This window comes from Marinobacter algicola DG893, from assembly GCF_000170835.1.
In the GTDB taxonomy this organism is placed as follows: Bacteria; Pseudomonadota; Gammaproteobacteria; order Pseudomonadales; family Oleiphilaceae; genus Marinobacter; species Marinobacter algicola.
Genome location: NZ_ABCP01000005.1, coordinates 85,236 through 108,242, shown reverse-complemented (window position 1 = coordinate 108,242; position 23,007 = coordinate 85,236). Strand labels below are relative to the sequence as shown.

Sequence of the window (23,007 nt, the reverse complement as noted above, 5' to 3'; positions counted from 1 at the left end):
AGTTCCTCAGTCAGTGCTGGCCGAGTGGGCCACGGGAGTTTCAAGGTTCAGCAGCAGGCCACGGCCACCAGCGGCGAGTAGTCGGTGGTCGGGGAGAATCAGGCCGGTACGCAAATACAGGGGTTGGTCGGACGCGGAGATCTTCTGCCAGGATCGCCCCGTCTGCTGCAATACGGTGGCGTTATCCGCCAGGGCGTATAACCCTGAAGGGCCGGCAACGAAACCGAATATCGGGGCGTTGATGCCGGTGGGGGATTTCTCCCAGTTCTCTCCGCCGTCGGCGGTGTGGTAGATGAAACCGTTCAGGCCGCCAACCCAACCTTCATTGTCTGAACGGAAATAGCTGGAATGGGCGTAAAACTCATCCGGAAGGTAGCCGGCATAGTCCCAGTTCTCTCCGCCGTCCGTGGTTTTGAGTACCAGGCCATACTCACCGGTTATGAAAGCATGGTCGGCATCGATGAACTGGAGGTTGTTGAGGATGGCGTCTTCGTTGAGTGAAGTCTCAGTCCAGGTCTCACCCTGGTCGGTGCTGCCCTGTATGGTGGTGAAGGCACCAGCTGCCCACCAGTTGCCGTCCGGGGCGCAGGCGGCGGTCATCATCTGTTCCTGGCTGGGCAGGGAGTGCGCGGTCCAGTTGTCTCCGTTGGCGTTGCCATGCCAGATCTTGTTGTCAAACGTCAGTGCAATGAAGCTGTTGTCAGGGCATACATCTAATGCCAGGAAGCTTTCTGACGTTGGCGTCCGCCGGCTCCAACTTTCTCCATTATCTGAGCTGACTAACACAACACCGTTGTTGCCAGTCAGCACGACAACCTCTTCATTGCGAGCCATGGCTTGATAGAAATCGGTCCGTTTAATGGCCTGCCCGGCCTGGTCTCGAACTGCGTCAAGATCCAGGGGCGCTTCGCAACCTGTTAACAGAACCGAAGACAATCCGGCCAACCATACGGTTGTACCGGTAGTGCGCCATGTGCGCAGGTGGGCATTTCGCATTTTATGTCACCGTCTTTATTTTTGTGGATAACGCGACTGACGGTGATTTAGCAACGTGTGTGCCATACACGATTTAATGCATCTAACTACATGTATTTGATTATAAAAATGGATGATCTGGAGAGTTCGGATGAAGCCTGGTGGAACAATTAAGAGGATTGATTTTTATCAAATGATGAAACAGATGGAGCGTTTATCGATATCGTCAAACCAAAAAACAACCCATGGACCTCCCTGTCCTGACTAAGACGGGCGTAGGTCAGCTTTCGGCGAGAATGCCGGACTTCTTGAGCCGGTACGCGAGGGCGGGACGGGTCAGCCCAAGAATGCGCGCCGCGCCGGAAACATTCTGGTTGGCCTCTTCCATGGCACGTCGCATCAGCGTTTCCTCGACATCGTCCAGGCTGATACCGTTGCCCAGTATCTGGCTGGCCCAGTCACCTCTGGAGGTTTCAGATGTCTTTTCAACAAGTTGTCCGTGGCTGTCTACAACGCCCTGGGGCTGGTTAGGCTGTGGCTCGGGAATACCTGCAAACAGAGATTCGCGGCTGATGGACTCGTTGTTGTCGGTCAGTATGACACCACGCTCAATGACGTTTTCAAGTTCCCGGATGTTTCCCGGCCAATGGTAATGCAGGCAGAGTTCAAGTGCTTTGTCGGAGAGCCCGAGCGTGCGTTTGTTGTACTCGGAATGGAACTTATTGAGGAAATGCTCGGCCAGTAGTGGCAGGTCTTCCAGGCGTTGCCTGAGTGGTGGAATTTTCACCGGAAACACATTGAGCCGGTAAAACAGATCGGAGCGGAAGCGACCATCTTCCACGGCTTTTTCCAGGCTTTCGTTGGTAGCTGCAATAACCCTGACATCGACAGCTCTTGTGCGGTTGTCACCCACTCGCTCCAGTTCCCCTTCCTGCAGCACACGCAGTAGGGTGGCCTGCGCCCGAGGTGTGAGCTCAACCACCTCGTCTAGAAAAATGGTGCCAGTGTTGGCTCGCTCAAATCGGCCTGGCCGGGACTGGTTGGCACCGGTGTAGGCGCCTTTTTCCACGCCGAACAGCTCCGCTTCGATCAGGTCAGGGGGAATAGCGGCGCAATTGACCGCGATAAAGGGCTGTTCGGCTCGTTCGCTGCGAAGGTGAACGCTGCGGGCAATCACTTCCTTGCCAACGCCTGTTTCGCCGAGCAATAAAACCGACACCTTGCCCAGAGCGGCTTTGTCGATCATTTTGCAGACTTTGTTGTAGGAGGCGGATTGACCAATGCCGTAATACTGCCCCTCCTGTTTTTCGAGGCTACTGCGTAAAGAGCTTACCTGGCTCTGGAGGTCATACAGTTCTTCAATAATGGTGTCTGCTTTAAAGTATTGGGAAAACTCGGCGGCATCCTCCCATTCCTCAGCAGGTTTGCCCACAATCATGCACTTTTCGTCGCCGCAACCACGGCAACTGACCTCGCGAAAAATGATCTCACGGCCCATAAAGGAAGAGGTATAGGCGCAGGCGTATCCGAGCAGTGACCAGCAGGCTGGTTCATCCATCTGTCCGAGTTCTGTCTGGCAAATATCCACTTCAAACGAATCCACCCATTCCAGTTCGCCATAGAAGCTGCCGGAATCGTGATCAATATCGATCTCCATGGGCACGACTTTGACCATGCCCTTGAGCGAATGCAGTTGAGGACCGGCGAGAAAGATGTCGAGTTCACTGCATTGCGGGCGGAGCTTTCGCGCCAGTTCGGCGTCTTTCAGTCCGGACTGGTACCCCAAGCGGAGTAGAAAGCCCTTCGCGCGCTCAATGCCCATGGTATTCACCATTTCACGTCGAAAGGCGGCCATGGCACTGACTTGCATCAGTAGCATACGCTGCTCGCCAAACCAGATTTTGCCTTCCGTGCTCTGGAATCGGATCTGCTCCGTAAGATCCTGAAAATCCAAGTATTGTAATTGTGGTTTGTAGGTAATAGCCATGCTCAGGAGCCCCGTTTGTAATTGTATGGGGTCGCACGCTGGAAAGGTCGTCCAGTGCGAAGGCAGCCGGGCGCCGCCTTCTTTTCATATAACACCCTATCCTTGGCAAAAATCAATCAAATGATGAAATTTCAGGCGAGAGTCGCTGTCGGCCGGTGATCTGAGCATTTGCTCAGATCAAGATTTCATGTTGATCAAATGGTGAAAAAATACGTCTGGCTTCCTAATCTCCCCTTCGAAAATTCAAGCTGCTTCAGCGCCCGATTCTCTTTATAAAGTCTTTTAAAACAGTAGCCTGGATTTTTATTAAAGGCTGGTTTCGATGCTTGGCACAGCCGTTGCTCCAGCCATGGCAACCCATAACAAACACAAGGGTGCCAACGATGACTGAGCATGCAAAAAGCTTCGACGAGCTGACCCGTTACATCCGGGTCCGAAGCGGGCCAGAGGACAGATTCGTAGAGTTCGATTTTGCCATCGGCCATCCCGAGCTGTTTGTTGAGCTCGTCCTTCCGCGCGAAGCGTTCGAGATCTTCTGCAAGCACAACAATGTCGTTCACATGGATTCTGACATGATCCGCGAGATTGACGCGGACATGGTCAAGTGGCGCTTCGGCGAGAAGGGTCGCCGCTGAACGTCATCACATCGATCATCCACTCAAAACAACAAAACGGTAAGTTGATATGAGCATTGAGATCAAAACCAATTCGGTGGAGCCCATCCGCCAGACATATGGGCACATCGCCCGTCGCTTCGGCGACAAGCCGGCCTCCCGTTACCAGGAAGCCAGCTATGACCTGGAAGCCAAAACCAACTTTCACTACCGCCCGCTGTGGGATTCAAAACATACGCTGAACGATCCCACACGTACGGCGATCCGCATGGAAGACTGGTACGCCGTCACCGATCCCCGCCAGTTCTACTACGGCGCCTATGTCGGTAACCGGGCCAAGATGCAGGAGGCGGCGGAGACCAGTTTCGGGTTTTGCGAAAAGCGCAACCTGCTGACTCGCCTTCCTGAAGCAACCCAGAAACAGATCCTGAGACTGCTGGTACCTCTGCGCCACGTAGAGCTCGGCGCCAACATGAATAACAGCAAGATCGCGGGCGATGTCAACGCGACGACGGTCTCGCAAATGCACATCTATACCGCGATGGATCGCCTGGGCATCGGTCAGTACCTGTCTCGTATTGCGCTGATGCTGGATGGCAGTACCGGTGCTGCTCTGGATGAATCAAAGGGCTACTGGATCGATGACGACCTGTGGCAGCCCATGCGCAAACTGGTGGAAGACACCCTGGTGGTGGACGACTGGTTCGAGTTGACTTTGGTTCAGAACGTGTTGATGGATGGCCTGTTGTTCCCGTTGGTGTACGAAAAGATGGATCAATGGCTGGGTGAGCAGGACGCTGAGGATGTCTCCATGCTCACTGAATTCATGCGTGACTGGTATAAGGAATCCCTGCGCTGGACCAACGCCATGATCAAGGTTGTGGTTGCGGAAAGCGAGGCCAACCTTGAACAGGTCCAGGCCTGGGTCGACCAGTGGGAGCCGCAGGCATACAACGCCCTCAAACCCTTGGCCGAGGCCAGTACCGGCATTGAGGCCCTGGATGAAATCCGGGCGCAACTCTCCACCCGCCTCAAGAAATTTCAGCTTCAGAGCCAGGGAGTATCCGCATGAGCCAGCTCGTATTTATTGCCTTTCAGGACAACGACAACGCCCGCTACCTGGTGGAGGCCATCGCTGAGGATAATCCGGAAGCGGAAATTCAACATCAGCCGGCAATGATCCGGATCCAGGCGGAGAAACGTCTGGTGATCAACCGGGAAACGATGGAAGAGAAGCTTGGTCGCGAATGGGATGTTCAGGAAATGCTCATCGACGTGATCAGTATCGGCGGCAATGTCGACGAAGACGACGACCACTTCATTCTTCAGTGGACCTAATTGGGAGACTTATCATGGCTGTTAAAAGCAAGAAGCTGAATCTCAAGGACAAATACCAGTACCTGACCCGGGATATGGCTTGGGAGCCAACCTATCAAAAGAAGAAGGACATTTTCCCGGACGAGGATTTTGAAGGTATCAAGATTACCGATTGGTCCCAATGGGAAGATCCGTTCCGCCTGACCATGGACGCTTACTGGAAGTACCAGGCCGAAAAAGAGAAAAAGCTGTACGCCATTTTCGATGCCTTTGCCCAGAACAACGGCCACCAGAACATTTCAGATGCCCGCTATGTGAACGCGCTGAAGCTGTTTCTGACTGGTGTTTCGCCCCTGGAACACGCGGCTTTTCAGGGGTATGCCAAAGTGGGGCGCCAGTTTAGCGGTGCCGGTGCGCGGGTGGCGTGCCAGATGCAGGCTATTGATGAGTTGCGACATTCACAGACTCAGCAACACGCCATGAGCCACTATAACAAGCACTTTAACGGCCTGCACGATGCTGCGTATATGCATGACCGGGTATGGTTCCTGTCGGTACCCAAGTCGTTCTTCGATGATGCCCGTTCGGCCGGACCGTTCGAGTTTCTGACCGCAATTTCGTTCTCATTCGAGTATGTGCTGACTAACCTTTTGTTCGTTCCGTTCATGTCCGGCGCCGCATACAACGGCGACATGGCTACTGTCACTTTTGGTTTCTCGGCGCAGTCTGACGAAGCACGGCACATGACCCTGGGCCTTGAGGTGATCAAGTTCATCCTCGAACAGCACGAGGACAACGTGCCCATCGTTCAGCGCTGGATCGACAAGTGGTTCTGGCGCGGCTTCCGCCTGCTGAGCCTGGTCAGCATGATGATGGACTATATGCTGCCGAACAAGGTCATGTCCTGGTCCGAAGCCTGGGAGGTGTACTACGAGCAAAACGGTGGCGCTCTGTTCAAGGACCTTGAACGCTACGGCATCCGCCCGCCCAAATATCAGGATGTGGCCAACGATGCCAAGCATCACATCAGCCATCAACTCTGGGGCACGTTCTACCAGTACAGCCAGGCCACCAACTTCCATACCTGGATTCCCGGCAAGGATGAAATGGACTGGATGTCCGAGAAGTATCCGGAGACTTTCGACAAGTACTACCGCCCGCGCTACGAGCATTGGGCCAAAGAGCATGCCGAAGGTCGTCGCTTCTACAACAACACCCTGCCGCAACTGTGCCAGGTATGCCAGGTACCAACGCTGTTTACCGAGATGGGGGAGCCTACCAAGCTCAGCCACCGTCAGATGAAGTACGAAGGTGAGCGTTACCACTTCTGCTCCGAAGCCTGCTGCGACATCTTCAAGCACGAGCCTGAGAAGTACGTTCAGGCGTGGTTGCCGGTACACCAGATCTACCAGGGCAACTGTGAAGGCGGTGACGTGGAGACAGTGGTCCAGAAGTACTATCACATCAACATCGGCGAAGACAATTTCGAGTATGTCGGCTCGCCGGACCACAAGCGCTGGCTCTCCATCAAGGGCAAGTCGTCTGATGACAAGACTGAAAGGGCCAAACGGGACGCAGCCTGATACGGAGATCACCCGGTGTTATCTGGCGCCGGGTGATTCACCCTAAAAAACAACAAGGTGACCACCATGAGTGTTAATGCTTTATACGACTACAAGTTTGAACCACGGGATAAGGTCGAGAACTTCAATGGCATGCAGTTGCTGTATGTGCTCTGGCCGAATCATCTGATGTTCTGCTCTCCGTTTGCCCTGCTGGTTAAACCGGACATGACCTTCGGGACCATGGTTGAAGAGATTCTGAAGCCGGCCACAGCGCCCCATCCGGATGCCGCGAAAGCGGACTTTCTCGGAGCGCAATGGCTGCTGAATGACGAGCCGTTCACACCGGATGTCAATGCCAGCCTCAAAGACAACGGCATTGATCACAAGAGCATGCTGACGGTAACCACGCCGGGCCTTAATGGCCTTGCCGGCGCCGGATTCTGAGGGTAGCGCTATGAGTCACACCGTTACTATCGAGCCCATTGGCGAGCAGATTGATGTGGAAGATGGCCAGACCATCCTCGCCGCCGCCCTGCGCCAGGGTGTCTGGTTGCCGTTCGCTTGCGGCCATGGCACCTGCGCCACCTGTAAGGTTCAGGTCCTCGAAGGCGATGTAGAAATCGGCGATGCCTCGCCTTTCGCCCTGATGGATGTCGAGCGGGACGAAGGCAAGGTACTGGCCTGCTGCGCGACCGTTGAAAGTGACGTCACGATCGAAGCCGATATCGATGTCGACCCGGATTTCGAGGGCTATCCGGTTGAGGATTATACCGCGACAGTGAGCGACATCGTCGAGCTGTCTCCGACCATCAAGGGAATCCACCTGAAGCTGGACCGTCCTATGACGTTCCAGGCTGGCCAATACATCAATATCGATGTGCCGGGCGTTGATGGCCCTCGCGCGTTCTCCCTGGCTAACCAACCCAGCAAGACCGACGAAGTGGAACTGCATGTGCGCATGGTTGAGGGCGGCGCAGCAACCACTTACATCCATGAGCAACTGAAAGCGGGCGATGAACTGCACCTGTCCGGGCCTTACGGCCAGTTTTTCGTACGCAGCTCCCAGCCGGGCGATCTGATCTTCATCGCTGGCGGGTCAGGGCTGTCCAGCCCGCAATCCATGATTCTGGATCTGCTTGAGCAGAACGACGAACGCAGGGTTGTGCTGTTCCAGGGCGCTCGCAATGTCGCTGAACTGTACAACCGTGAGTTGTTTGAAGGCCTTGATCGTGATCACGACAACTTCACCTACGTGCCGGCTCTGAGCCAGGCCGAGGACGATGACGGTTGGCAGGGCTTCCGTGGCTATGTGCATGAAGCGGCCAAGGCGCATTTTGATGGTCGTTTCGCCGGCAACAAGGCTTACCTGTGTGGTCCACCGCCAATGATTGATGCCGCGATCACCTCCTTGATGCAGGGCCGGCTTTTTGAGCGGGACATCTTCATGGAGAAGTTCCTGACAGCGGCGGATGGCGCGGAAGAAACCCAGCGCTCGGCCCTGTTCAAGAAGATCTGACTGGGGGTGACGCATGGCGCAGATCTACCGGATAACCGAGCAGTACAGCGGCGAATCTTTTGAGTGTGAGGCCGGCCAGAGTGTGCTGAAGGCCATGGAGCAACGGGGCATGAAGTGTGTGCCCGTGGGTTGCCGGGGCGGCGGCTGTGGTTACTGCAAGATCCAGGTTCTGGCAGGAGAGTTTGAGTGCGGAAAGATGAGCAAGGTTCATGTTCCGCCGGAAGCTCTGGAAAAAAAGGAAGTCCTGGCCTGCCGGGTGTATCCCCTGACGGATTTGACCATCGAGTGCCGGCCATCGCAGTCCGGTCTCGCAAGCAAGCAGACAAAAACAACAGCGTTGAGGTAACTGTCATGAAAAAAGGTGTAATGCGTCCCGGCCACGTCCAGATCCGTGTTCTCGATATAGACGAAGCCGTTAAACACTACACAGACCTGATGGGTCTGATCGAAACCGACCGCGACGACGAGGGGCGGGTGTATCTGAAGGCTTGGTCCGAAGTGGACAAGTTCTCCGTGGTTCTGCGCGAGGCAGACGAGCCGGGCTGCGACTTCATGGGTTTCAAGGTGGTTGATGAGGCCACTCTGGTTCAGCTCCAGAAAGACTTGGTGGCGTTTGGCGTGGATGTCGAGCAGATCCCCGAGGGTGACTTGAAAGACTGTGGTCGCCGGGTTCGTTTCAGTGTGCCTTCTGGCCATGCGTTCGAGCTGTATGCCGACAAACTCTACACCGGAAAATGGGGCGTCACCGAGGTTAATCCGGAGGCCTGGCCACGGGGTCTCGAGGGTATGAAGGCGGTTCGTTTTGACCACTGCCTGTTCTACGGTCCGGAACTGGCCGCGACCTACGACATTTTTGTCAATGTATTGGGCTTCCACCTGGCGGAGCAGGTTCTGGACCCGGAAGGTACCCGCGTCGCCCAGTTCCTGACCGTCTCCATGAAGGAGCACGACATTGCCTTCATTCATCATGAAGAGCCGGGTAAGTTCCATCACGCGTCGTTTTTCCTGGAAACCTGGGAAGACGTTCTGCGCGCCGCCGATCTGATCTCCATGACCGATACCTCGATTGATATCGGCCCGACCCGTCACGGCCTGACCCACGGCAAAACCATCTACTTCTTCGATCCGTCCGGCAACCGCAACGAAGTGTTCTGTGGTGGCGACTACACCTACCCGGACCACAAACCGATCACTTGGAAAGCGGAAGATCTTGGTAAAGCGATTTTCTACCACGACCGGGTACTGAATGAACGGTTCCTGACGGTACTGACCTAACCCAACACTGGCTTTACGGGAATAAGCAGCAATGAAAGACATTAAACACTACATCAACGGGCAGTACGTTGGCTCGGCCAGCGGCAAGCTTTTTGACAACGTTAACCCGGCCAACGGCCAGGTGATCAGCAAGGTTCACGAAGCTGGCCGGGAGGAGGTGGATGCTGCCGTCAAGGCCGCGAAATCGGCTCTGCGTGGCCCTTGGGGAAAGATGACGCTGGAGGAACGCACCGGCATCCTGCACAAGGTAGCCGACGGCATCAACGCACGGTTTGAAGAGTTCCTGGAAGCGGAATGCCTGGATACCGGCAAGCCCAGATCCCTGGCGAGCCACATCGATATTCCCCGGGGCGCAGCCAACTTCAAAGTGTTCGCGGACATGATCAAGAACGTGCCCACGGAATCCTTCGAAATGCCAACGCCGGACGGCACCGGCGCACTGAACTACGCCGTACGCCGGCCCAAGGGCGTGATTGGTGTGATCAGTCCCTGGAACCTGCCTTTGCTGTTGATGACCTGGAAAGTCGGGCCTGCCCTGGCCTGTGGCAATACTGTGGTGGTCAAGCCTTCCGAGGAAACCCCCACCACCACCGCCCTGCTGGGCGACGTAATGAAAGACGCGGGCGTACCAGACGGGGTGTTCAATGTGGTTCACGGCTTCGGTGGGGATTCCGCCGGGGCTTTCCTCACCGAGCATCCGATGGTGGATGGCTTCACCTTTACCGGCGAAACCGGCACCGGTGAAGTCATCATGAAGGCCGCCGCCAAGGGCATTCGGGATATCTCCCTGGAGCTGGGTGGCAAGAACGCCGGCCTGGTGTTCGCCGACTGCGATATGGACAAGGCGATCGAGGGCACCATGCGCTCAGCCTTCGCCAACTGTGGCCAGGTTTGCCTGGGAACAGAGCGGGTTTACGTGGAGCGTTCCATCTTCGACGAGTTCGTTGGCCGACTCAAAGAAGCCGCGGAAGGCATAAAGATTGGCCCTCCGGATGATATTGAGGCGGATATGGGGCCTCTCGTCAGCCTCAAACACCGGGAAAAGGTACTGTCCTATTACCAGAAAGCCGTTGATGACGGTGCCACGTTGGTTACTGGTGGTGGTGTACCGGAGATGCCGGAAGCTCTGGCTGGTGGTGCCTGGGTTCAGCCCACCATCTGGACGGGTTTGCCGGAAGATTCGGCGGTGATTACCGATGAAATCTTCGGCCCCTGTGTCCACTTGTGCCCATTCGATAACGAAGAAGAAGCCATCGAGTTGGCCAACAGCCTCCCATACGGGCTGGCATCAGCGATCTGGAGCGAGAACATTACCCGCGCCCACCGGGTCGCGGGCCAGATCGAAGCCGGCATTATCTGGGTCAACAGCTGGTTCTTGCGGGACTTGCGCACGCCATTCGGTGGCAGCAAACAGTCCGGTATTGGTCGTGAGGGTGGTGTGCACTCCCTGGAGTTCTACACCGAGATGAAAAACATTTGTGTGAAATTGTGAGCTGACCATGACCGCACCTGAAAACAGCCCGGAAATCGGGCGTGAGATAACCGCTGCAGGCTACCGCACCAACGTGCACGACCATGGTGATGTCCGTTCTCAGAGTGGTGTCCCGGTAATGATGATCCACGGCTCTGGCCCCGGCGTGACCGCCTGGGCCAACTGGCGCCTGGTGATTCCGGAGCTGGCAAAAAACCGTCGTGTGGTGGCTCCGGACATGCTTGGCTTTGGATATACCCAACGTCCGGAAGACAACACCTACAATCGGGAGCGCTGGGTGGCCCATGCCATCGGTGTATTGGATGCGCTGGATCTGCAACAGGTGGATCTGGTCGGCAACTCTTTCGGTGGCGGCCTGGCACTGGCGTTGGCCATCGAGTACCCGGAGAGGGTTCGCCGCCTGGTCCTGATGGGCTCTGTCGGCGTCAGCTTTCCAATCACTGAAGGACTGAATGAAGTCTGGGGCTACGAGCCTTCCCTTGAAAACATGCGCCGCCTGATGGATGTGTTTGCCTTTAACAAAGGTTTGCTTACCGAGGAACTGGCGGAGATGCGGTATCAGGCCAGCATCCGTCCCGGTTTCCAGGAATCCTTCTCTGCCATGTTCCCGGCCCCCCGTCAGCGTTGGGTCGACAACCTGGCCAGCGAGGAGAAAGACATCCGTGCGTTGCCACACGAAACCCTGATTCTTCACGGTCGCGAGGATGAGGTGATACCGCTGGAGGCCTCACTGCAACTGTCGGAACTGATCGACCGGGCCCAGTTGCATGTATTCGGCCGTTGCGGCCATTGGACCCAGATTGAACATGCCAGCCGGTTCGCCCGGCTGGTGAACGATTTCCTGACCGAGGCCGATCAAGCGGCTTCAGGAGCAGAGTAATGGAACAGACACGCATCCAGGCCTTTGGTGATGAGCTCTACCAGGCCATGCTGAGCCGGGAGGCGGTCGCACCGCTGACCGCCCGCGGCGAAGACATCACCATTAACGACGCCTACCACATTTCCCTGCGCATGCTGGAACGCCGCCTGGCGGATGGCGCCTCCATCATCGGCAAGAAGATCGGTGTCACCAGCAAGGCGGTGCAGAACATGCTGAACGTGCACCAGCCTGATTTCGGTTACCTGACCGACGACATGGTGTTCAACAGTGGCGAAGTCATGCCCATCAGCGACCGGCTGATTGCGCCCCGTGCCGAGGGCGAAATTGCTTTCATCCTGAAAAAAGATCTGAGCGGCCCCGGGGTAACCAATGCCGATGTACTCGCTGCCACCGAGTGTGTGATGCCCTGTTTCGAGATTGTCGATTCCCGCATCCAGGACTGGAGGATCGCCATCCAGGACACCGTAGCGGACAACGCCTCCTGCGGCCTGTTTGTGTTGGGCGATCAGGCGGTTTCTCCCCGCAAGGTCGATCTCGTGACCTGCGGCATGGTGGTGGAAAAGAACGGCAGCGTGCTGAGCGCCGGGGCCGGCGCTGCGGCCCTGGGTTCCCCGGTGAACTGCGTGACCTGGCTGGCTAACACGCTGGGCGAGTTTGGCATCACCCTGAAAGCCGGTGAGGTCATCCTGTCCGGCTCCCTGGTGCCGCTGGAACCGGTCAAGGCCGGTGATTACATGCGCGTGGATATCGGTGGTATCGGCAGCGCTTCCGTGCGCTTCGCCTGACCCGGATTGAAGAGGACAACATCATGAGCAACAAAATCAAAGCCGCCATCATCGGCTCGGGCAACATCGGTACCGACCTGATGATCAAGATCCTGCGCGCCGCCGAACACATCGAGATGGGGGTGATGGTGGGGATTGATCCCGAATCCGACGGCCTGGCCCGTGCCGCCCGCATGGGCGTGGCCACCACCGCCGAAGGTGTGGAAGGTCTGGTGAAAATGCCCGAGTTCGCCGATATCCAGGTGGTGTTCGACGCCACCTCCGCCGGCGCCCATGTTCACAATGACAAACTGCTGCGGGAACACAAGCCCGATATCCGTGTGGTGGACCTGACCCCGGCGGCCATCGGCCCCTACTGCGTGCCGGTGGTGAACCTGGAGGAACATCTGGCCGAGGGCAACGTCAACATGGTCACCTGTGGTGGCCAGGCCACCATTCCCATGGTGGCGGCGGTATCGCGAGTGGCCAAGGCCCACTACGCCGAAATCGTCGCCTCTATCTCTTCTAAGTCCGCCGGCCCCGGTACCCGCGCCAATATCGACGAGTTCACCGAAACCACCTCCAAAGCGATTGAAGTGGTCGGTGGTGCCGGCAAGGGCAAGGCCATCATCATCCTGAACCCTGCGGAGCCGCCATTGCTGATGCGAGATACCGTTTACGTGCTTTCGGATGCCGCAGACAAGGCCGAAGTGGAAGCCTCCGTTGAAGAGATGGTCAAGGCCGTCAATAGCTACGTGCCGGGCTACCGGCTCAAGCAGACCGTGCAGTTTGACGACATTCCTGAAGATCAGCCCATGAACGTCCCGGGCCTGGGCCGCTTCAGCGGCCTGAAGACCTCCATCTTCCTGGAAGTGGAGGGCGCCGCCCATTACCTGCCGGCCTACGCCGGCAACCTGGACATCATGACCTCCGCCGCCCTCGGCACCGCCGAGCGTATTGCTGAATCGTTGGTCAACTGAGGAGGGTATTCCCATGACATTCAATCCCGGCAAAAAACTCTACATCTCCGATGTGACCCTGCGCGACGGCAGCCACGCCATTCGCCACCAGTACTCCATCCAGAACGTGCAGGACATTGCCCGTGCCCTGGATAAGGCCAGGGTCGATTCCATCGAAGTGGCCCACGGTGACGGCCTGCAGGGCTCCAGCTTCAACTACGGCTTTGGTGCCCACACTGACCTGGAGTGGATTGAAGCAGTCTCTGATGTCATCGAACACGCCAAGATCGCCACCCTGTTATTGCCTGGTATCGGCACCGTCCACGACCTGGACAACGCCTACAACGCCGGCGCCCGCATTGTTCGTGTGGCCACCCACTGCACCGAAGCGGATGTGTCCAGGCAGCACATTGAGCACGCCCGCAAGCTGGGCATGGACACCGTCGGCTTCCTGATGATGAGCCACATGCAGACCCCACAGGGGTTGGCGGAGCAGGCCAAGCTGATGGAAGACTACGGCGCTACCTGCCTGTACGTGGTCGACTCCGGCGGCGCCATGAACATGAACGACATCCGTGATCGCTTCCGGGCGCTCAAGGACGTTCTCAAGCCGGAAACCGAAACCGGCATTCACGCCCACCACAACCTGGCTCTCGGTGTGGCCAACTCCATCGTGGCGGTGGAAGAAGGCTGTGACCGGGTTGATGCCTCCCTGGCCGGCATGGGTGCCGGTGCCGGCAACGCGCCGCTGGAAGTGTGCATTGCAGCCTTCGACAAGATGGGTTGGGAGCATGGCACTGATGTGTACGCCCTGATGGATGCGGCTGATGACATTGTCAGGCCGCTGCAGGACCGTCCCGTCAGAGTGGACCGTGAAACTCTGGCGCTGGGCTACGCCGGTGTGTATTCCAGCTTCCTGCGCCACTCCGAAGTGGCGGCGCAGAAGTACGGCCTGAAGACCGTGGATATTCTGGTGGAGCTGGGCAAACGCCGCATGGTGGGTGGCCAGGAAGACATGATTGTGGACGTGGCGCTGGATCTGCTGGCGGCACAGAAGGAGCAAAACGCATGAGCAAGACATTAAGCCGAGATCAGGTGCTGGCGCTGGCCGAGCACGTGGAAAACGCCGAACTGCAGGCACACGACATCACCAAGGTCACCAACGACTACCCGGACATGACCTTTGAGGATGCCTACGACGTGCAGTGGGAAATCCGTCGTCGCAAGGAAGCCCGCGGGAACAAGATCGTAGGCATGAAGATGGGACTCACCTCCTGGGCGAAGATGGCCCAGATGGGTGTTGAGACTCCGATCTACGGGTTCCTGGCGGATTATTTCAGCGTGCCCGATGGCGGCGTGGTCAACACCAAAGAGTTGATTCACCCCAAAATCGAAGCCGAGATTGCCTTCGTCACCAAGGCGCCCCTGAAAGGCCCCGGCTGCCATATCGGCCAAGTGCTGGCAGCAACGGACTTTGTGATCCCTGCCGTGGAAGTTATTGACTCCCGCTACGAGAACTTCAAGTTCGACCTGGTGAGCGTCGTGGCAGACAACGCTTCATCAACCCGGTTTATCACTGGCGGCCAGATGGCCGATGTGGCGGATGTGGATTTGAAAACCCTGGGTGTGGTGGTCGAGAAGAACGGTGAAGTTGTCGATGTAGGCGCCGGCGCCGCCGTGCTTGGTCATCCTGCTTCCAGCGTGGCCATGCTGGCGAACTTGCTGGCGGAGCGGGGTGAGCATATCCCAGCAGGCACATTCATCATGACGGGTGGCATCACTGCAGCGATCGCCGTGGAGCCTGGTGACAACATCACGGTGCGTTACCAGGGGTTGGGGACGGTAACTGGAAAGTTTATCTAAGCCTCAAAGACACTGCCAACGGAGCAGGGAATTATGAGCAATACCATTGATCTGCGTTTATATTTCAACTTCCGCAGCCCCTACTGCTATCTGGCCAGCGAGCGCATGTTTGCGATTTTTGACCAGTATCGCGTCAATCTGCTCTGGAGGCCTTTGGGGGGATGGCACGGTCGCTCGGATCCGGACCGGGCAAAGGTCAAGATGCCGATCGCCCGGCAGGACGTGGCACGTTGGGCACGTCGGTTTGGCATGCCTCTGACCCCACCTCCGAAGAGTACGGACCCTACCCGTGCCGGGGCTGGCTCTCTGTTGGCAGAAAAGGAAGGACTGCTCAAATCCTATGTGGTGGCGGTGATGCGCGCCGAATGGGCGGACGGCCTGGACATAGGGGATGCAGCGGTCCTGTCCTCAGTTGCCGAAAGCGTTGGGCTGGACAGGGCGGCGTTCGCCAGGGCGATTGATGATCCCGAACTCCATGCCCAGCTTGATCGGAACTGGAAGGAAGCACAGGAAAAGGGTGCCCTGGGTGTTCCCACGTTTGTTATCGGCGACCAGATTTTCTGGGGTCAGGACAGGCTGGATTTTGTGGGGGAGCATCTGCAGGACCTGGGAGTAGCACGTCAATGAGCAGGATACGACTGATTGATAAGCCCGAATGTCCGTTTTGCTGGCGAGTCCGGATTGCCGCGGCTTTGCAGGGGCGGGAGATGTACAGCCTGAACAGGTCAGACCCGGATGTCCTCGCCGAGTGGCAGCGGTTGTCGCCGAGTCAAACGGTGCCGGTGATGATGGAGGGTGACCTGGTACTGACGGACTCTGGCCCGATGCTTGAGTACCTGGCCGAAACCGGTCCTGCCCTGCTGCCAGAATCTCCACGCCGACGTGCGGAAGCACGAAGCTGGATCGTCTACGGGGATCGCGTTCTGGGGCGATCCCTGCGGGAAGTAGTCTTTGAAAAACGCGATAAACCGGAAAGCGAATGGGACCAAGACAGGATTCGTAAAGGTACACGCGGATTTCTGGGAGGATTGCCTGCATTGGAGATGGCGTTGCGAGACCAAAACTTCCTTCTCGGAAACCGGCCAACCTTGGCTGAGTGTGCCCTGTTCCCAAGATTTGCTCTGGCCCTGCTCAATGGTGTGGATATGCCTCCTGACTTTCCACGAACTCGCCAATGGTTTTGTCGCCTGGCCACCTACCCGGCCTTCTTGTCGTCGAGCCCGGAGCGGGTCAGGAACGTTCTTGTTGATTTTGCTTGAGGAACCATCATGCCAATAGCCCAACTGTATATCCTTGAAGGTCGCACGGATGAACAGAAAGAGCGCCTTATTCGTGAGGTGTCGGAAGCCATGTCACGCTCAATTGATTCACCGATTGAACGCGTGCGGGTAATCATCACCGAAATGCCTAAAAGCCATTTCGGGATAGCCGGGGAGCCGGCCAGTAAAGTCCGGCCTTAGTGCTGTCCTCAAACCAATGCGTCTTGCCGGTGAGTAACGTGACCAAGCTGCCTGTACTGTACTTGTCCTGTGAAACAGAAGCACTGAAAGGTCCGAAAGGGCAGGCCAGCCTGCGCCGCCTGATAAGGCCCGATCTTGTAGTCGCCAACGTTGCATTTATTACCTCGAAAAGAGGGGGCGCGCAGCCGGAGATCTTTCACCAGTGCGGTGAGGGAATTCTTGCCAGGCGCCTGCAATCCGGAATGGCGGAACGCGGGTTTGATGTTGCCGTTAGCGGATCTCGGGAACAGGGTTTGAAGGCACTGGCTGAGAGCATGACGCCCCTCGCGCCTGAAGAGGTGATTGAGCTGCAGCTCAACACCGGCATGACCAGTGAACATTACAGGGACATTGGTCATTGTCTGGAAGCCTTGAGGAATCAGGGCATATTGCTGATATGTCTGGATCGGTTGGAAAAAGCCGGCAACTACGTGGACCATCCTCAGCCACATGACAGTTATCTCCGTAATCTGATTCGTCAGTGGGAAGATGAACATCGATGGGTAAAAGCCATGTCGAAATCTGACCTGGGTGCCTCTCACATCAATCCGGAGAGCGAAGACCCCGTTGCCGACCCAACGCTATGTGTGCTTAATACCGCTTTCAGTCTGGGAGGAATGCAGGCACCTCAGCGCCTGTTCGGCTTTTCGCTGAATGAGAACAGTCAGTCCCTGGCAGGTTATGGATGGATGCAATGATCTGTCGAAAATGCAGAGGATTCGGTGAATGCTGAAACTATTGGTGGTTGGGGCGGGTGGCATTGGAGGCTACTACGCCGCAAGGCTTCTGGAGGCGGGGCATCAGGTGATACTTACCGCTCGCGGGGCCCATCTGCACGCCCTTGTCAGCAAGGGCCTGAAGGTTCACTACGAGGGGCGGGAATTGATTCATGCTCCAGAGGTGTTCAGCCACCAACAATTGGCCGCCCGATTCCATCCTGACGACTTTGACGTAATCGTCATTGCCCTGAAGTCGACAGCCACCTCGTTGGTTGCAGAAGAACTTGGAGCCTGGCTGAGGCAGGGCCGGGTTCCTGTGTTGTCCCTCCAGAATGGCGTTGATAATGAGCCGTTGTTGGCAAAAGCTATCGGGACCGAGCGGATCATTGGCGGGCTTGCGGTGCGGATCGGCGGGCATATCGTCCGGCCGGGCGTTGTCGAAGCGGAAGGCGTTGCCGAGATCATCATGGGTGAATGGCCTGCGGCGGGAAAACCCGGCAGCGCTCGCTCGCTGCTGTTGGAGAAACTCGCGGCGGCATTCGACAACTCGGGTATTCCCACCATGCTTTCCCACAACATTCGCCACGAGCTATGGCGTAAGCTGGTGATCAACAATGGTGTAAATCCCCTCTCGGCACTGACGGGGTTGGATACCCACAGCCTTACCCATCATCCTGAGTTCAGCAGGATTGTGTACGGCATGATGGCGGAAACCGTTGAGGCATCTAGGGCCGATGATGTAAATCTCACGCAGGACGACCTCCATGAAATGTTTGAGCTGATCAGTTCCTTCAATGCGATCAAAACGTCCATGCTGGTAGACAGAGAGAAGGGGCGCCCCCTTGAGCTGGACAGTATTGCCGGCGCTGTACTTAAACGTTGCACCAGTCTTGGTATCGATTCTCCATACACATCAACCATCGCCACTTTGTTGAAGCAACAGACCTCCTGACTTTCCACTGCGAGTTGCCGCTCTCGTATACCCCGTTAAACCTCATACTCGCGTTCTTCCTTGATCAACGAACGTTTGCTGTTTTTGTGGTGTCTTCATTGGTTGTTGATTGACCATCTAAATTTATATAAAGTGAACTCATTAACAATAAGTAAATGAGGCGAGAGATGTTTGGTCAATCACTTGCGGGCGCTACCGTCCTTCAGGGGGCACATCCGGAAGAGGTGTCTTCGTTTGTTAACCAGCATATCGGGCAGCATCGCCTGGAAATGCTCGGAGAGCAGAAACGGAAGTCCAGTCTCAGCTTCAGGGAGTTTGCCGGGTTCGGGATGTCCCAGCTTAGCTACGGCAACCATGTTCGGGTAAAAAGTCCCGAACTTGATTCGATCTACCATTTCCAGATTGTTACCCGGGGTGAATGCGTCTGGCACCAGGCGGGCGAACGCATGAAGGTTCGCAGTGGCCAGGCCGTGATGGTGAACCCCTATGAGAGCATTGACCTGGAGTATTCCGACGACTGTGAAAAGCTGATTATCAAGGTTCCGGAGCATGTACTGAATAATGCTCGCGAGTTGGCCCATGGCCGTTTGCCGGAAAACGGCATTCGTTTTACCCGGGCGCCCGTGGAGCTTCGGCTATGTCCTGCCCTGATCAATATCATGGAGGCGGTGCTGTCCGAGCTTGATGATGCAGAAGACGACGACATAAACCCGGTCTGCGCTCCCTACCGGGAGATTATCCTAAAGAAACTGCTGAAAGTATTTCCCAGCAACTGGTCCAGCCAGGAGAGCGGGGCGGCCTGTACGCCCATGCTGGGTAAAATGCTGCGGTACATTGAACAGAATGTGCATCGCAACATCGATATCGAAGAGCTTTCCAGTGTCTCCAATATGAGCGTACGCTCCATCTACAATGCCTTTTCCAAAGCTTTTGCGACCACGCCCAAGTGCTATATCAAACAGTTGAAGCTTCAGAAACTGAGGGAGGATCTGCTGCAGGGCAAGTGCCGGAACGTAACCGAGATCGCGCTGGATTATGGTTTCAGTCATCTGGGCCGGTTTTCATCGGACTATCGCAAGACCTTTGGCGAGCTACCCTCTGAAACCATGCGAATGGCCGGTTAACCCCGGCCATTGCCGTCCCGCTGCTGTCCACAGATTTGCCGCGTTACCCGATCACTGCACTCACGGACCTGCTCGAACAGGAATGAGCCTTCGTTGATGTCGGTGTCCCGTTCGAGGCCCAACAGGGTGATAACAGTGACAATGCTGCCATTGATATCGAATACTGGGCGGCTGAGCACATTGATTTCGGGTAGGTAATCACTGAAAAACGCGCAGTAGTTGTCCCGTTTGATGGTCTCCAGATGGGGTTGTAGCTCCTCCCGGGTGATGGGTTTGCCGCGATGCTTCGGGAGTGACTTGGAGCTCTTGTAATACTGGTCCACCAGTTCTTTTCGTCGTTTCGCCGGCAGGTGGGCCAGGTAAATCCTGCCTGAGGCGGAGTTCAGTGGCGACAGCTCGGCGCCCAGCCTCACGTTGACCGAGATTGGCTGGCTTGAATCCAGCCACTTGATAATCAGTGGTCCGTTGCCGTTCCAGACGGTCACAGAGACGGTTTTGTCGGTTTCCTCGTTGAGCCGGTCAACGGCCTCGTAACTCAGTTGAATCGGGTTGATGCGCCGGAGCGCGGAAATGCCCAGGGTCAGGCTGGAATTACCCAGGGTGTACTGGGTGTGATTCACCTGATTGATGTAACCCTCTCTCAGCAAACTGACAAGGTATTTGTGGGCGCGGCTGGGTGAGAGATCCAGAGCCCCCGACAGCTCCTTGAGGGTGGGTGGCCTGGAAGCCACGGAGATGTAGTTGAGGATATGCAATCCGATTTCCAGCGAACCGATTCCCTGCCGCTTTGGGCTTTCTTCTGCCATGGACGTTACCGTTTGCAAATGACTGGTGCTGCTGTGTGCCAGCGGAAAACAGGCGCCCTGAAGACGGTAGGCGCCTGTTTTTCGGGTTGTTGGCAAGGATACCAATTCTGAAGGTCCGGATCAGAATTTGTACTTGGCCATGACCTCAACCTGCTGGCCTTCCGGCAACAGCGGGCCGAAGGCGAGATTGTACTTCCGCCACTCTATTCCGGCTTCCAGATCCTGAGTGATGTTATGGATCAGGTTCACGCGATGGGCTTCGTAGTTGGTGTCGGCGTCGTCATCCACCTCAACGGCGGTATAGGCGACGTTCGCCCGCCACTCGCTGTTGATCACGTATCGGAAGCCAACGTCAAACCCTGCCTGGCTGACGGCGTCGTCGTTTTCAACATCGGGCGACGCCAGGCTGTTGTTTACGCCAACACCGGTGAACGCCCCAAGCCCTTCACCATAGTGAGCATTCACGTTCAGGCTGTGTGGCCCAATCATGAATTTTGAGCCAATGGCGCCACCGCCTACGAAATCGCCGTTTTCAACTTCGCGACCGGACGCGGTGAGGATAACACGGTGACCGCCATCGAGATTGAGGTTGTAGTTGATGGCGAGGTCGGGGGTGTCGGCGTCATTGTTGACCGGGTCCTGCGCGGTAAAACGGAAACCGGCCACTTCGTGGCTGATCAGGTTGGTGCGGAAGTTGAACCCGCCCAGAGTGCCTCGCGGCCCACCGAGGAAATCCAGATAATCGTGATAGGCAACCGCCCAGAACTGACCGGTCCAGGTTTGCCCCACGGTGGTCTGGTCCACCTTGATGAAGGCGTGGCGAAGCCGCAGGTCGTTATTCTCGCCCGGGAAGGTGCCGCCGTAGAAGTCGCCTTCCACAAAGCCGACAATCGTATGGCCTTCCTTCTGGGTGACTGTTTTAAGGTTAACGCGGGACTGGTTGGAGCGGCCGAAGATGCGGGAATCCCCATCATCGACTTTTTCATAGATGGCTTCGGCTTTGAAATAGCCACCGATGCTGAATTGGGTGTCATTGAACTCGCCGAGTTCGAGAGCGTGAGCGGCGGGAGTCGCGCTGAGGCCAGATGCAATCGCCAGCGCTAACAGTGAATGTCGATAGTTCATTTGCCTTCTCCTTGTTGTTTGGCAATTGAACTATCGGTTATTCAGGCGTGGTCAAATATCCGGTAAATGAACATCCCTATCCGTTTTTTGTACATTTACACACTGAGTGCGGTTTCAACTTTTTCCAGGTTCTGCTCCAGTTCTTCGGAGCTGCCGTCAAAGTGAACTTTTCCCTTAACAACAACCACATGGCGATCGCAGAGCTTCTTCAGTGCCTTGATGTTCTTGTCCACGATCAGTGTGGAAATGCCGGACTCACGGATGGTGGCAATCACGTTCCAGATGTCCTGGCGGATCAGCGGCGCCAGACCTTCGGTGGCCTCGTCGAGAATCATCAGTCGGGGATTGGTAACCAACGCTCGGCCGATGGCCAGCATCTGCTGCTCGCCACCGGACAACTCCGTACCCAGGTTTGACAGTCGTTCCTGAAGGCGGGGGAATGTCGTCATGACCCGATCGAAGTCCCAGCCGGTTTTACCGTTGCTGTCGGGGCGGGCGGCCATTTGCAGGTGTTCCTTGACCGTCAGGTTGTGGAACATGCCACGGCCTTCGGGAACATAGGCTATGTCGCGGCGCATCCGCTTCCAGGTTGGCAGGTTGCTGATGTCCTGTCCGTCGAAATACACATGACCACTGCGCGGTGGCACGATGCCAAGAATGGACTTGAGCGTGGTGGTCTTGCCCATGCCATTACGCCCCATCAGGCTCATGGACTGCCCCTTGTCCAGCCGGAACGACAGATCGTGAAGGATGTGGCTTCGGCCATACAGGGTGTTGAGGTTTTTGACTTCCAGAAGACTATTGCTCATGCCGCTTCCTCCTCGTCTTCCTTGCCCAGGTAGGCTTCTTTCACCCGGGGCTCGTTACGTACTTCATCCACGGTGCCGGTGATCAAATGGGTGCCGTTGTCCAGTACGGTCAGCTGGTCAGACAGCTCGAAGATGGCATCCATATCGTGTTCCACCAGCACAATGCTGTAGGTCTGCTTGAGTTCGTTCAACAGCTCGATAATGCGCTGGGACTCCTCGTGACCCATGCCCGCCATGGGCTCATCCAGTAGCAGAATGCAGGGGTCGGTTGCCAGCACCATGGCCAACTCGAGCTGGCGCTGCTCGCCATAGGATATTTCCGCTGCGACGGTGTGGATGCGGCTATCGAGCCCCACCTGGCAGAGCGCTTTTTCAGCGGCTTCCCGAACCAGCTTGTTGGCATGACGCGATGCGAAGAGATTGAAGCTGCCGGTAAAACGGCGTTGAGCGGCCACGGCGCAGTTTTCCAGGCAGGTGACATCGGCGTAGATGTTGGTTTTCTGGAAGCTGCGGCCAATGCCCCGGCGCACAAATTTCCAGGGCTTCATGCCCTCAATCTGATCGCCCTTGTGGAAAATGCAGCCGCTTGTGGGCTTCAATGTTCCGCACAGCATATTCAGCAACGTGCTCTTGCCAGCGCCATTGGGACCTACTACGCCGTGCAGTTGCTTGTCCTGAAACTGCAGTGAAATGTCATTCAGTGCCTTGATACCACCCCAGTGTTTGCTGAGGGATTCGGTTTCCAGAATGATGTCGTTGGCCATGA

26 protein-coding genes are annotated in these 23,007 nt (G+C 56.5%); 20 read left to right on the top strand and 6 right to left on the bottom strand.

Annotated features, from left to right (window positions below; all coding sequences use genetic code 11):
• Window positions 1-6: 6 nt before the first annotated feature.
• Both MDG893_RS06150 and MDG893_RS06145 read right to left on the bottom strand, forming a co-directional pair.
• A complete protein-coding gene (locus MDG893_RS06150) occupies window positions 7-996 on the bottom strand; it encodes a WD40/YVTN/BNR-like repeat-containing protein (protein ID WP_007152872.1) in 990 nt (329 codons plus the stop codon).
• 259 nt (window positions 997-1,255) lie between these two features.
• Window positions 1,256-2,962, bottom strand: a complete 1,707-nt coding sequence (locus MDG893_RS06145) for a sigma-54-dependent Fis family transcriptional regulator (protein WP_007152871.1) — start codon at window positions 2,960-2,962, stop codon at window positions 1,256-1,258.
• A 383-nt stretch (window positions 2,963-3,345) separates the two neighbouring features.
• On the opposite strand from MDG893_RS06145, the gene MDG893_RS06140 reads away from it, so the two are divergent.
• The 20 genes from MDG893_RS06140 to MDG893_RS06045 all read left to right on the top strand — a co-directional run bounded on the left by MDG893_RS06140 (window position 3,346) and on the right by MDG893_RS06045 (window position 19,501).
• Entirely contained in the window at window positions 3,346-3,597 is a 252-nt protein-coding gene (locus MDG893_RS06140; protein ID WP_007152870.1) for a phenol hydroxylase subunit, read from the top strand.
• 49 nt (window positions 3,598-3,646) lie between these two features.
• Window positions 3,647-4,648 (top strand): aromatic/alkene monooxygenase hydroxylase subunit beta, encoded by a 1,002-nt coding sequence (locus MDG893_RS06135; RefSeq protein WP_007152869.1) that lies wholly within the window; start codon window positions 3,647-3,649, stop codon window positions 4,646-4,648.
• Window positions 4,645-4,914 carry an MmoB/DmpM family protein gene (locus MDG893_RS06130; RefSeq protein ID WP_007152868.1) on the top strand — a complete coding sequence of 90 codons (270 nt, stop codon included), beginning with the start codon at window positions 4,645-4,647 and terminating at the stop codon, window positions 4,912-4,914. The genes MDG893_RS06135 and MDG893_RS06130 overlap by 4 nt, the downstream gene beginning before the upstream one ends.
• 14 nt (window positions 4,915-4,928) lie before the next feature.
• A complete protein-coding gene (locus tag MDG893_RS06125) occupies window positions 4,929-6,476 on the top strand; it encodes an aromatic/alkene/methane monooxygenase hydroxylase/oxygenase subunit alpha (protein ID WP_007152867.1) in 1,548 nt (515 codons plus the stop codon).
• A 66-nt stretch (window positions 6,477-6,542) separates the two neighbouring features.
• A complete protein-coding gene (locus MDG893_RS06120) occupies window positions 6,543-6,902 on the top strand; it encodes a phenol hydroxylase subunit P4 (protein ID WP_007152866.1) in 360 nt (119 codons plus the stop codon).
• Window positions 6,903-6,912: 10 nt separating this feature from the next.
• A complete protein-coding gene (locus tag MDG893_RS06115) occupies window positions 6,913-7,974 on the top strand; it encodes an NADH:ubiquinone reductase (Na(+)-transporting) subunit F (RefSeq protein WP_007152865.1) in 1,062 nt (353 codons plus the stop codon).
• 13 nt (window positions 7,975-7,987) lie between these two features.
• The gene (locus MDG893_RS06110) at window positions 7,988-8,320 is read left to right on the top strand and encodes a 2Fe-2S iron-sulfur cluster-binding protein (RefSeq protein ID WP_007152864.1); all 333 of its coding nucleotides are present in this window, start codon (window positions 7,988-7,990) and stop codon (window positions 8,318-8,320) included.
• Between the two features lie 5 nt (window positions 8,321-8,325).
• On the top strand, window positions 8,326-9,249 hold the full coding sequence (locus tag MDG893_RS06105) for a catechol 2,3-dioxygenase (RefSeq protein WP_007152863.1): 924 nt from the start codon (window positions 8,326-8,328) through the stop codon (window positions 9,247-9,249).
• A 31-nt stretch (window positions 9,250-9,280) separates the two neighbouring features.
• Entirely contained in the window at window positions 9,281-10,741 is a 1,461-nt protein-coding gene (locus tag MDG893_RS06100; protein ID WP_007152862.1) for a 2-hydroxymuconic semialdehyde dehydrogenase, read from the top strand.
• Window positions 10,742-10,748: 7 nt separating this feature from the next.
• Window positions 10,749-11,621, top strand: coding sequence for an alpha/beta fold hydrolase (locus MDG893_RS06095; protein WP_007152861.1), 873 nt, complete (start codon window positions 10,749-10,751; stop codon window positions 11,619-11,621).
• Window positions 11,621-12,406 (top strand): 2-oxopent-4-enoate hydratase, encoded by a 786-nt coding sequence (dmpE, locus tag MDG893_RS06090; RefSeq protein WP_007152860.1) that lies wholly within the window; start codon window positions 11,621-11,623, stop codon window positions 12,404-12,406. The genes MDG893_RS06095 and dmpE overlap by 1 nt, the downstream gene beginning before the upstream one ends.
• Before the next feature lie 23 nt (window positions 12,407-12,429).
• A complete protein-coding gene (locus MDG893_RS06085; RefSeq protein ID WP_007152418.1) occupies window positions 12,430-13,365 on the top strand; it encodes an acetaldehyde dehydrogenase (acetylating) in 936 nt (311 codons plus the stop codon).
• A 13-nt stretch (window positions 13,366-13,378) separates the two neighbouring features.
• Complete coding sequence (gene dmpG / locus MDG893_RS06080; protein ID WP_007152417.1) at window positions 13,379-14,416, top strand: 4-hydroxy-2-oxovalerate aldolase; 1,038 nt, start codon at window positions 13,379-13,381, stop codon at window positions 14,414-14,416.
• On the top strand, window positions 14,413-15,207 hold the full coding sequence (gene dmpH, locus MDG893_RS06075) for a 2-oxo-3-hexenedioate decarboxylase (RefSeq protein WP_007152859.1): 795 nt from the start codon (window positions 14,413-14,415) through the stop codon (window positions 15,205-15,207). The genes dmpG and dmpH overlap by 4 nt, the downstream gene beginning before the upstream one ends.
• 33 nt (window positions 15,208-15,240) lie before the next feature.
• Window positions 15,241-15,834 (top strand): 2-hydroxychromene-2-carboxylate isomerase, encoded by a 594-nt coding sequence (locus MDG893_RS06070; RefSeq protein ID WP_007152858.1) that lies wholly within the window; start codon window positions 15,241-15,243, stop codon window positions 15,832-15,834.
• Window positions 15,831-16,466, top strand: a complete 636-nt coding sequence (locus MDG893_RS06065; protein ID WP_083797668.1) for a glutathione S-transferase family protein — start codon at window positions 15,831-15,833, stop codon at window positions 16,464-16,466. Before MDG893_RS06070 ends, MDG893_RS06065 begins: the two co-directional genes overlap by 4 nt.
• A 9-nt stretch (window positions 16,467-16,475) precedes the next feature.
• A complete protein-coding gene (locus tag MDG893_RS06060; protein WP_007152856.1) occupies window positions 16,476-16,667 on the top strand; it encodes a 2-hydroxymuconate tautomerase in 192 nt (63 codons plus the stop codon).
• A gap of 38 nt (window positions 16,668-16,705) precedes the next feature.
• On the top strand, window positions 16,706-17,404 hold the full coding sequence (locus MDG893_RS06055; protein WP_007152855.1) for a class III extradiol ring-cleavage dioxygenase family protein: 699 nt from the start codon (window positions 16,706-16,708) through the stop codon (window positions 17,402-17,404).
• 28 nt (window positions 17,405-17,432) lie between these two features.
• Complete coding sequence (locus MDG893_RS06050) at window positions 17,433-18,377, top strand: ketopantoate reductase family protein (RefSeq protein WP_007152854.1); 945 nt, start codon at window positions 17,433-17,435, stop codon at window positions 18,375-18,377.
• A 167-nt stretch (window positions 18,378-18,544) separates the two neighbouring features.
• Window positions 18,545-19,501, top strand: a complete 957-nt coding sequence (locus MDG893_RS06045; RefSeq protein ID WP_007152853.1) for an AraC family transcriptional regulator — start codon at window positions 18,545-18,547, stop codon at window positions 19,499-19,501.
• On the opposite strand, the gene MDG893_RS06040 is transcribed toward MDG893_RS06045, so the two are convergent.
• The 4 genes from MDG893_RS06040 to MDG893_RS06025 all read right to left on the bottom strand — a co-directional run bounded on the left by MDG893_RS06040 (window position 19,498) and on the right by MDG893_RS06025 (window position 23,005).
• Window positions 19,498-20,307 (bottom strand): IclR family transcriptional regulator, encoded by an 810-nt coding sequence (locus MDG893_RS06040; protein WP_007152852.1) that lies wholly within the window; start codon window positions 20,305-20,307, stop codon window positions 19,498-19,500. The two genes, MDG893_RS06045 and MDG893_RS06040, sit on opposite strands and share 4 nt — an antisense overlap.
• A 120-nt stretch (window positions 20,308-20,427) precedes the next feature.
• Complete coding sequence (locus MDG893_RS06035) at window positions 20,428-21,432, bottom strand: hypothetical protein (RefSeq protein WP_007152851.1); 1,005 nt, start codon at window positions 21,430-21,432, stop codon at window positions 20,428-20,430.
• A gap of 95 nt (window positions 21,433-21,527) precedes the next feature.
• Window positions 21,528-22,241: an ABC transporter ATP-binding protein gene (locus MDG893_RS06030; protein WP_007152850.1), complete on the bottom strand. Its 714-nt coding sequence runs from the start codon at window positions 22,239-22,241 to the stop codon at window positions 21,528-21,530.
• Entirely contained in the window at window positions 22,238-23,005 is a 768-nt protein-coding gene (locus MDG893_RS06025; RefSeq protein ID WP_007152849.1) for an ABC transporter ATP-binding protein, read from the bottom strand. The genes MDG893_RS06030 and MDG893_RS06025 overlap by 4 nt, the downstream gene beginning before the upstream one ends.
• Window positions 23,006-23,007 lie beyond the last annotated feature (2 nt).